At 69.5% G+C, this 11,275-nt stretch carries 1 protein-coding gene; it reads left to right on the forward strand.

The window, feature by feature from the left end; all coding sequences use genetic code 11:
- Positions 1-11,275, forward strand: an 11,275-nt coding sequence (locus A5756_RS15810; protein ID WP_156659562.1) for a non-ribosomal peptide synthetase, incomplete at both ends; no start/stop codon positions are given.

The raw sequence follows: 11,275 nt of genomic DNA on the forward strand, positions 1-11,275 counted from the left end.
TGTCCGTTCGGCGGGCCCGGGCAGCGGATGTATCGGACCGGGGACCTGGCGTGCTGGGGTGCTGACGGTCAGCTGCGCTATCTGGGTCGGGCCGATGAGCAGGTCAAGATCCGCGGTTATCGCATCGAGTTGGGTGAAATCCAGGCCGCACTGGGTGCTTTGGATGGGGTGGGGCAGGCGGTGGTGATCGCCCGTGAGGATCGCCCCGGGGATAAGCGGTTGGTCGGTTATGTCACCGGGACCGCCGATGCGGCGCAGCTGCGGGCGCGGCTTTCGGAGCGGTTGCCGGCGTTCATGGTGCCCGCGGCCATCGTGGTCCTTCCGGCGTTGCCGTTGACCGCCAACGGCAAGCTGGACACCCGCGCGCTACCGGCGCCGGAATACCAGGCCGGCGCTTACCGCGCCCCGAATAGCCCCACCGAAGAGATCCTGGCCGCCATCTACGCCGAGGTCCTCGGTGTCGACCGCGTCGGCATCGACGACTCCTTCTTCGAACTCGGCGGCGACAGTATCTCGGCCCTGCAGGTGGTGTCGCGAGCGCGGGCGGCCGGCTTGACGTGCCGTCCCCGGGATGTCTTCGTCGAACAGACGGTTGCCCGCCTGGCCCGCGTGGTCGGGGCGATCGACGGCGAGGCCGGCGTGATCGACGAGGGCCTCGGCCCCGTCGTCGCCACCCCGATCATGCGGTGGCTGCAAGGCGTTAGCGGCCCCACCGATCAGTTCAACCAGACGATGGTGCTGCAGGCGCCCGCCGGAGTGACCGAGGCCGACGTGGTGTCCGTGTTGCAGGCCCTGCTGGATCGGCACGCCATGCTGCGGCTGCGCGTCGAGGGCGACGAGCGATCGTTGCGGGTGCCCGAGCCCGGCTCGGTGGACGCGGCCGGCTGCCTGCGATCCGTGGACGCGTTGTCCGATGAGGCGCTGGTGGAGGCGCGGTCGCGGCTCAACCCCGCCACCGGGACCATGCTGAGCGCGCTCTGGGTCGGTCCCACCCGCCAGCTGGCGATGATCGTCCACCATCTGGCCATCGACGGGGTTTCCTGGCGAATCCTGTTGGAGGACTCGAACATCGCCTGGGCGCAGCACCGGGGCGGTCAGCCGGCGGCGCTGCCGACGGGTGGCACGTCGTTCGCCCGATGGGCCACGCTGCTCGGCGAGCATGCGCACCGCCCGGAGGTTATCGAACAGGCCGATGCCTGGACGCGAATCGCGGCGACCCCGTCTTCGCTACCGGCGATACGGCCCGACACCGACACCTACGCCACCGCCGGGCACCTGTCGGCGTCCCTGGACGTCGAGACCACCCGCACACTGCTCGGCGAGGCGCCAGCGGCGTTTCACGCTGGCGTGCAAGACATTCTGTTGATCGCGTTCGCGTTGGCATGGGCGGAGTTCTTCAGCGATGCCGCGGGGCCGATCGGCATCGACGTCGAAGGTCACGGCCGGCACGAGGAACTCGCGCCGGATGTGGACCTGTCGCGTACGGTCGGCTGGTTCACCACCAAATACCCGGTGTCACTGACGGCCGGTGGGCTGGACTGGGCGCAGGTGCTGGCCGGCGAGCCGGCGCTGGGGGCGGTGATCAAAGAGGCCAAGGAACAGCTCCGCGCCGTGCCGCACCCGCTGACGTACGGCGCGCTGCGCTACCTGAACGGTGACGTGGAGCTGGACGGCGGCGACCCGACGATCGGGTTCAACTATCTCGGTCGCCTGATCGCCGGCCACGAGCTGTCCGACGAGTTGTGGCGGCTGCACCCGGAGAGCCTGTCCGTGACCGCTGCCGCCGCGGCGATCCCGATGTCGTTGGCGCACACCGTCGAACTCAACGCCGGCACCGTCGACACCGACGCCGGCCCGCAGCTGCACGCCAACTGGACCTGGGCGCCGTCGGCCCTCGACGAAGCGCAGATCTCCCGGCTGAGCCAACTGTGGTTCGACGCGTTGTCCGGCATCTGCGCGCACGTGCGAGCCGGTGGCGGCGGGCTGACGCCGTCGGACATCGCGCCCGCCCGGCTGAGCCAACCGCAGATCGACGAGCTGCATCGGCGGTACGAACCCGCCGACATCCTGCCGCTGACCCCGCTGCAGCAGGGTCTGCTCTTCCATTCCAGCACCGCGCAAGGCAGCGACGACATGTACGCGGTGCAGCTGGATTTCACGCTCACCGGCCCCCTCGACCCCGACCGCCTGCACGACGCGGTGCGCACGGTGATCAACCGGCATCCCCACCTGGCGGCCCGGTTCTACGAGCGCTTCGAGGAGCCGGTGCAGATCATTCCGGCCACTCCGGTGGTGGCCTGGCGCTACGTCGAGCTCGATACCGAGGAGCAGATCGAGCGGCTGTGCGCCGACGAACGCGCCGCGGTCTGCGACCTGGCCGGCCAGCCGCCCTTCCGGGTGGCGTTGGTGCGCAACGGGATCGACCGGCACCGGCTGGTGCTGACCAACCACCACATCGTGCTCGACGGCTGGTCACTGCCGATCCTGCTGCGTGAAGTCTTCACGAGCTACTACGGTGAGCCGCTCGCCGCGGCCGCGCGCTACCGCACCTTCGTCACCTGGCTGGCCGATCGGGACCTCGAAGCCGCCCGCGCGGCCTGGGCCCGGGTGCTCGCCGACTTCGAAACGCCCACACTGGTCGGCCCGAAGGACCGATTGGGACGAGGGCGGCGCGGATCGGGATCGTTCCGCGTGGCCGAGGAAACCACCCGAGCCCTCACCGAACTCGCGCGCTCGTGCCAGACCACCGTCAGCACCGTCCTGCAGGGCGCCTGGGCGTTGCTGCTGACGTCGCTGACCGGCCAACCGGACGTCGTCTTCGGCACCCCCCGGTCGCGCGTGGGCCAACTCGAAGTGGCCGGCGCCGAATCGATGGTGGGGCTGCTGATCAACACCGTGCCCGTGCGCGCCGACATCACCGCGACGACCACCACCGCGGACCTGCTGCGGCAGTTGCAGGACACCAACAACGACACGCTTGAGCATCAACACCTGGCGCTCAGCGACATTCATCGCCTCACCGGCCACGAGCAGCTCTTCGACACCCTGTTCGTCTACGAGAACTACCCGATCGGCGACGGCATGGAATTGGGCCCCGACGGGCTGGCCATCGCCGGGTTCACCAATCGCGAGTACAACCACTACCCGCTGACGATGGAGGCCCTCCCGGGCCGCGAGCTCGGCCTGCACGTCGAGTTCGACGCCGACGTGTTCGACGCCGCAAGCGTCGAGGCGCTGGTCGAACGGTTCCGGCGCGTGTTGGTGGCAATGACTTCCGATCCCGCGCGCCGGCTGTCGTCCGTGGAGCTGCTGGATCGCGGCGAGCGCGAACTGGTGCTGTCGCAATTCTCCGGCGCGGGTGTCGCCGCGCCGGTGGGGGTGGCGCCGGAGTTGTTGGCGGCCGCGGTGGCGGCCGACCCGGGCGCGGTGGCGGTGGTCGACGGCGACCGGCATTTGTCGTACGGCGAACTCGACGAGTGGTCAACCCGCTTGGCGCGCAAACTGATCGGCGCGGGTGTGGGCCCGGAGCGCGCCGTGGGTGTGGCGATGGACCGCGGGGCCGACTTGGTGGTTGCCTTTTGGGCGACGGTCAAGGCCGGCGGCGTGCATGCACCGGTGGACCTGGACCATCCGGTGGAGCGGATCGCCGCTGTGCTGGACGCCGCGGGCGCGATGTGCGTGTTGACCTGCGACACAGACGAAGTGCCCGGGGCCGGCACGCGGCCGGTGCTACGGATCGACGGCCTTGACCTATCCGGGCAGTCCGACGTGCCGATCACCGACGCCGATCGATTGGCGCCGCTGACCGCGCACGACACCGCGTACGTGATTTTCACGTCCGGGTCGACCGGCGTCCCCAAAGGGGTGGTGTTGAGCCACGCGGGACTGCTGGGATGGGCTGCGGCGCAACGTGATTCGTCCGGATTGGATGCGGACACGCGGGTACTGATGGTGGCCTCGCCGACCTTCGACGCGTCGGTCGGCGAGATGCTGCTGGCGGCGGCGTCCGGGGCGGCGCTGGTGGTGGCTCCGCCGCAGGTGTACGCCGGGGAACCACTGACCGCCCTGCTGCAGAGCCGGCACGTCAACGCGGCGTTCCTGACCCCGACGGTGCTCTCGTCGCTGGATCCCGCCCGGCTGAACGAGTTTGACAAGCTGATGATCGGCGGCGAGGCGTTCCCGGCAGAGCTGGCGGCCGCCTGGGCGCCGGGCCGGCGCATGTTGAACGTTTACGGCCCGACCGAAACCACCATCTGGATCACCACTGCGCCGCTGTCGGCCGAGGGTCCGGTCCGCATCGGCACCCCCGTGCCGGGCGTGTGCGCCGTGGTGCTCGACGCCTGGCTGAACCCGGCACCGATCGGCGTCGTGGGCGAGCTGTATGTGAGCGGGCCGGCGCTGGCGCACGGCTACATGGGTCGGGCCGACCTGACCGCGGAACGATTCGTGGCCAACCCATTTGGCGGCGCCGGCGAGCGGATGTATCGCACCGGCGACCTGGTGCGCTGGACCCGCGACGGCGTGCTGGACTTTGTCGGTCGCGCCGACGCCCAGATCAAGTTGCGCGGCCAGCGTATCGAACTGGGCGAGATCGAAAACACCTTGCTGGCCTGCCCGCACGTGACCCAGGCCGCTGTCACGGTGCACGACACCGGCACCGGTTCCCATCTGGTCGCCTACGTCACCCTCGACCACAACACCAGCGCCGACCACGACGCGGAAAACGTCGAAGAGTGGCAACACCTGTACGACGAGTTGTACAGCCCCGATGCCGGGTCGGAGTTCGGCATGGACTTCCGCGGTTGGAACAGCAGCTACACCGGCGACCCGATCCCGCTCGAGGAGATGATCGAGTGGCGGGCCGCCACGGTGGATCGGATCATGGCGTTGCGGCCGCGGCGCGTGCTGGAGATCGGCGTCGGCTCGGGATTGCTGTTGTCACAGATCGCCCCGCAGTGCGATCAGTATGTGGCCACCGACTTTTCGCCGGTGGCGATCGAAAAGCTGGCCCGCTCGCTGGAGCAGTTGCAGTTCGGATGGCGCGATCGCGTGGAGCTGCTGACCCAGCCCGCCCACGTCAAAGACCAACTGCCACGGGGGCACTTCGACACCATCATTCTCAACTCGGTCGTCCAGTATTTCCCCAACGCGGGATATCTGGCCGAGGTCATCGACAACGCGATGGAGCTGCTGGCCCCCGGCGGGGCGATGTTCATCGGTGACGTGCGTAACCACACCCTGCAGCCCGCGTTCCAAACCGGAATCGCGCTGGCGCGCAGCGGCGCCGACGCCACCGACGCGTCCGACATCCGGCAGCGTGTTCGCCATGCCATGCTCGGCGAGACCGAATTGCTCTTGGCCCCGGAGTTCTTCACCACCTGGGCGGTCAACAGCCCGTCGGCGGACGGGCTCGACATCCAAGTCAAACGCGGATTCGCCGACAACGAACTGAACCGGTACCGCTACGACGTCGCTATCCACAAAGCGCCCGCACGCGCGCGCTCGGTGGCCGCCGCGCCCACCTGGTCGTGGACCGAGTGCGGGGGCCCGGACGGGCTGCGCGGCGAACTGGCGGCGCTACGTCCCGCCGTCGTCCGTATCACTGAGATCCCCCAGGCCGGAGTGATCGCCGACGTCCGCGTCGAAACCGCGCTCGCAGCGGGGTTGCCCGTGGCCGATGCGCTCACCCAAGCGGGCTCCGACGCCGGCCCCGGCGCCGCCGTCGCCGAAGAACTGCATCGCATCGGTGATTCCACCGGTTATCGCGTCGCGGTCACCTGGGGGACCCAACCGGGCACGCTCAGCGCGGTTTTCGTCGACGCCGCCGACCAGCCCGCCGAGCCCCTGATCGACCTCTACCTGCTCCCGGCCGGGACGCGCCAGCGCACGAGCCACGCCAATGACCCCCGCACCAACACCAAGATCGGCGAGGTGCGCGAGCGGTTGAGCGCGTGGCTGCCCGAGTACATGGTGCCGACGCACATCGTGGCGCTCGAGGAGTTCCCGCTGACCGCCTCGGGCAAGCTCGACCGAAAGGCCCTGCCCCCACCGGATTACCAGGACGTGGACCGCTACCGCGCGCCGGCGACCGCCGTCGAAGAGATCCTCGTCGGCATCTACGGCCAGGTGCTCGGGCTGGAGCGAGTCGGCGTCGACGACTCGTTCTTCGACCTGGGTGGGGATTCGCTGTCGGCGATGCGCCTGATCGCGGCGGTCAACACCAGCCTGAACGCGGACCTCGGGGTGCGGGCCGTCTTCGACGCGCCCACAGTCGCCGAGCTGGTGCTCCTCATCGGTGACGAAGCCAACCGGCCGGAGCCGCTGGTGGCGGGGGAGCGCCCCGCGGTGATTCCGCTGTCGTTCGCCCAGAGCCGGCTGTGGTTCATCGACCAGTTCCAAGGCCCCTCACCGATTTACGACGTCACTGTCGCATTGAAGCTGCGCGGTCACCTGAACGCCGACGCGCTTGGTGCCGCCCTGGCCGACGTCGTGGGCCGCCACGAAAGCCTGCGCACGGTGTTTGCCGCAACCGACGGCGTCCCGCAGCAGGTCGTGGTTCCCGCCGAGCGGATCGGCTTTGCCTGCGACGTCGTCGATGCCCGCGGGTGGCCCGAAGACCGGCTCCGTGAGCGTATGGCGGCGGCGGCGCGGTACACCTTTGACCTGGCGAACGAAAGCCCCTTGCACACCGAGCTTTTCACCGTCAGCGACGACACCCACATGCTGGTGGTCGCGGTACACCACATCGCCGCCGACGGCTGGTCGATCACTCCATTCGCGCGTGACCTCGGGGTGGCATACGCCAGCCGTTGCGCGGGGCATGCCCCCGACTGGACGCCGCTGCCCGTGCAGTATGTCGACTACACGCTATGGCAGCGCGCGCATCTCGGCGACGTGGACGATAGCGACAGCCGCATCTCTGCCCAACTGAACTTCTGGGCGGACGCCCTGGCCGGGCTGCCCGAACGCCTGCAACTGCCCACCGATCGGCCCTACCCCCAGGTCGCCGACCACCGCGGCGCCCGCCTGGCGGTGGACTGGCCGGCGGAACTGCAGCACCAGATCCGCCGGCTAGCGCGCGAGCACAACGCGACCAGCTTCATGGTGATTCAGGCCGCGTTCGCCGCGCTGCTCGCCAAGCTCGGCGCCGGCGACGATGTGGCAGTGGGCTTCCCGATCGCCGGGCGATCCGAGCCCGCGCTCGACGAGCTGATCGGGTTCTTCGTCAATACCTTGGTGTTGCGGGTCGACGTGGCCGGGAACCCGACGTTCGCGGAGCTGCTGGCCCAGGTGCGACGGCGCAGCCTGGCCGCTTTCGAACACCAGGACGTGCCGTTCGAACTGCTGGTGGAGCGGCTCAATCCCACCAGGAGCCTGACCCATCACCCGTTGATTCAGGTGCTGCTGGGTTGGGAGAACTTCCCCGGGGAGGTGACCGCACCCGCGGGCGGTCTGGCCCTGGGGGATCTGCAGGTCACGCCAATGCCGGTGCACACCAACACCGCTCGCATGGATCTGACCTTCTCCCTGGCCGAACGCTGGACCGAGTCCGGGCAGCGCGCCGGCATCGCGGTGACGGCGGAGTATCGCACCGACATCTTCGAAGGCAAGACCGTCGAGGGATTGATCGAGCGGTTACAGCGGCTGTTGACGGCGGTCACCGCCGAGCCCGAGCGCCGGTTGTCGTCCGTGGACCTGCTCGACGCGGGCGAGCATGCCCGGCTTCAGGAGTGGGGCAATGCGGGTGTGCTGGCCCGGCCGGTGACGCCCGCGTCGATCGCGGCGTTGTTCGCCGCGCAGGCGGCCCGCACGCCCGGCGCGGTGGCACTGGTCTGCGAGGGCCGGTCCATGACGTACCGGGAGCTGGACCAGGCGGCCAACCGGTTGGCGCATCTACTGAGGCGCAACGGCGCCCGCCCGGGTGAGCGTGTCGCGCTGCTGTTTTCGCGTTCGGCCGAGGCGATCGTGGCGATCCTGGCCGCGCTCAAGTCCGGGGCGGCCTATCTGCCGATCGACCCGGCGCTGCCGGCGACCCGGATGGAGTTCATGCTCACCGACGCCGCGCCGATCGCCGCGCTCACCACCGCGGCGCTGGCCGACCGGCTGGACGGGTTCGACCTCGCGGTCATCGACGTCCAGGACCCCGCCGTCGCCGACCAACCGACCACGGCCCCGCCGGCGCCCGCCCCCGACGACCTTGCCCACATCATCTACACGTCCGGCACCACCGGGGTGCCCAAAGGCGTTGCGGTAACGCAAAACAACGTCGCCCAACTCTTCGACTCGCTGCAGATCGGCGTCGAGTTGTCGCCGGAGCAAGTGTGGACGCAGTTCCACTCGTACGCCTTCGACTTCTCGGTCTGGGAGATCTGGGGCGCGCTGCTGCACGGCGGGCGGCTGGTCGTGGTGCCCGAATCGGTGGCGCGCTCACCGGAAGAATTCCACGCCCTACTGGTCGGTGAGCGCGTCACCGTGCTCACCCAGACCCCGTCCGCGGTCGGAATGCTTCCGACCCACGGTCTGGATGCGACCGCGCTCGTGATCGGCGCCGAGCCCTGCCCGCCCGAACTGGTGGATCGCTGGGCGCCGGGGCGGGTGATGGTAAACGTCTACGGCCCAACCGAAACCACGATGTGGGCGTGCAAGAGCACACCGCTGCAAGCCGGATCGGGCTTCCCGCCGATCGGCTCCCCGGTCACGCGGGCCGCCTTCTTCGTGCTGGACGAGTGGCTGCGGCCGGTGCCGGCCGGCGTGGTCGGCGAACTGTATCTGGCCGGCGACGGCGTCGGCGTCGGATACTGGCGCCGGTCCGCGTTGACCGCGGCGCGCTTCATGGCCTGCCCGTTCGGCCCGCCTGGAAGCCGCATGTACCGCACCGGCGACCTGGTGTGTTGGGGCCCCGACGGGCAACTGCGCTACCTGGGCCGCGCCGACGAGCAGGTCAAGGTCCGCGGCTACCGTATCGAGCTGGGCGAAATCCAAGCGGCGCTAAGCGCTTTGAGCGGCGTGGAGCAGGCGGTGGTCGTCGCCCGCGAGGACCGCCCCGGCGACAAACGCCTGGTGGGTTACGTCACCGGGACGGTGGACGTCGCCAAGGCCCGTTCCGCGCTCGCCGAGCGACTCCCCGCGTACATGGTCCCGGCGGCGGTCGTCCCGCTGCCGGCGCTGCCCATGACGGTTAACGGCAAGCTCGACACCCGCGCCCTGCCGGCACCGGATTACCGAGACATCGACAGCTACCGCGCGCCCACCACCGCGGTCGAAGAGATCCTGGCCGGCATCTACGCCGATGTGCTCGGCGTAGAGCGCGTCGGGGTCGACGACTCGTTCTTCGATCTCGGCGGCGATTCACTGTCCACGATGCGCCTGATCTCGGCGATCAACTCCTCGCTGGATACCGATCTGCCGGTGCGCGTCGTGTTCGAGGCGCCGACCGTCGCGCAGTTGGCGCCCCGCATCGACGAGGGCGCGGGCCGCCTGCGGCCGCTGGTAGCCGCCGAGCGCCCGGCGGTGGTCCCGTTGTCCTTCGCCCAGAGCCGGTTGTGGTTCATCCAGCAGCTGCAGGGGCCGTCGCCCATCTACAACATGGCCGCCGCGTTGCGGCTGGGCGGTCGACTCGACACCGACGCGCTGCGTGCGGCGGTGGCCGATGTGGTGCGCCGCCACGAGAGCCTGCGCACGCTGTTCCCCGCCAGCGAGGGAACGCCTCAGCAATTGGTTGTTCCCGCCGAGCAGGTCGATTTCGGCTGGGACATCGTCGGCGCCACCGGCTTCTCGGCCGGTGAGCTGGACGAGGCCATCGAAACGGCGACGCGCTACACATTCGACCTGGCGGCCGAAACCCCGCTGCGGGCCAAGCTTTTCACCCTCGACGAGCAGGAGCACCTGCTGGTCATCGTGGTGCACCACATCGCCGCGGACGGCTTGTCGCTCACCCCGTTGGCCACGGATCTCAGTGTGGCGTACACCAGCCGCGCCTCAGGGCGGGCGCCCGGTTGGGCCGACCTGCCGGTGCAGTACGTCGACTACACGCTCTGGCAACGCGCGCAACTCGGTGAACTCGACGACAGCGACAGCCCCATCGCGGCCCAGCTGTCCTACTGGCAGGACGCCCTGGCGGGCATGCCCGAGCGGTTGGAGCTGCCGACCGACCGGCCCTACCCACCCGTCGCCGATCAGCGCGGCTCGAGCGTGGTCGTGGACTGGCCGGCGGAGCTGCAACACCAGGTTCGCCGGGTGGCCCGCGAACACAACGCGACCACCTTCATGGTGGTGCAGGCCGCGCTGGCGGTGCTCTTGTCGAAAATCACTGCCAGCCGGGATGTTTCGGTCGGCTTCCCGATCGCCGGGCGTCGCGACCGCGCGCTCGACCAGCTCGTCGGCTTCTTCGTCAACACGTTGGTGCTGCGGGTCGATCTGGCCGGCGACCCTAGCTTCACCGAACTGTTGGCACGGGTTCAGACGCGCAGCTTGGAGGCCTTCGAGCACCAGGACGTGCCGTTCGAGCTGCTGGTGGAGCGGCTCAACCCGAGCCGGAGCCTGACCCATCACCCGCTGGTACAGGTGATGCTGGCCTGGCAGAACTTCGCCGGCCACGACGATCCGGCCGCCGGTCTGGCGTTGGGGGACCTCGAGGTCAGCTCCGTGCCCGTCGACACCGATTCGGCCCGAATGGATTTGGTGTTCTCACTGGCCGAACGCTGGAACGAGACCGGCGAGGCCGCCGGAATCGGTGGGCGCGTCGAATTCCGCACCGACGTGTTCGACGCCGAGACCATCGAGGCGCTGATCGCGCGGCTGCAGGCCGTGTTGGTGGCCATGACCGCTGACCCCGCCCAGGCGTTGTCGTCGGTGGATGTGCTTGATCACGCTGAGCGTGCCCGGTTGGAAGCGTTTGGAAATACGGCGGTTTTGACGGGACCGGTGGTCGCGCCGGCGTCGGTGCCGGAGATGTTCGCCGCGCAGGTGTCCACCGCACCGCACGCGGTCGCGCTGGTGTGCGAGGGCGTATCGACGACCTACGGCGAGTTGGACGAGGCGTCGAACCGGCTGGCGCACCTGTTGGTGGCACACGGTGCGGGTCCGGGCCAGGTTGTGGCGCTCCTGTTTTCGCGTTCGGCCGAGGCGGTTGCGGCGATGCTGGCGGTGCTCAAGACCGGGGCGGCCTACCTGCCGATCGATCCTTCTTCGCCGGATACCCGGATCGGGTTCCTGGTGGCCGATGCCGCGCCGGTGGCGGTGCTCACCACCGCCGAGCTGGCCGGGCGGTTGGCCG

The sequence above is a fragment of the Mycobacterium sp. 852002-53434_SCH5985345 genome (assembly GCF_001667155.1).
Taxonomy (GTDB): Bacteria; Actinomycetota; Actinomycetes; order Mycobacteriales; family Mycobacteriaceae; genus Mycobacterium.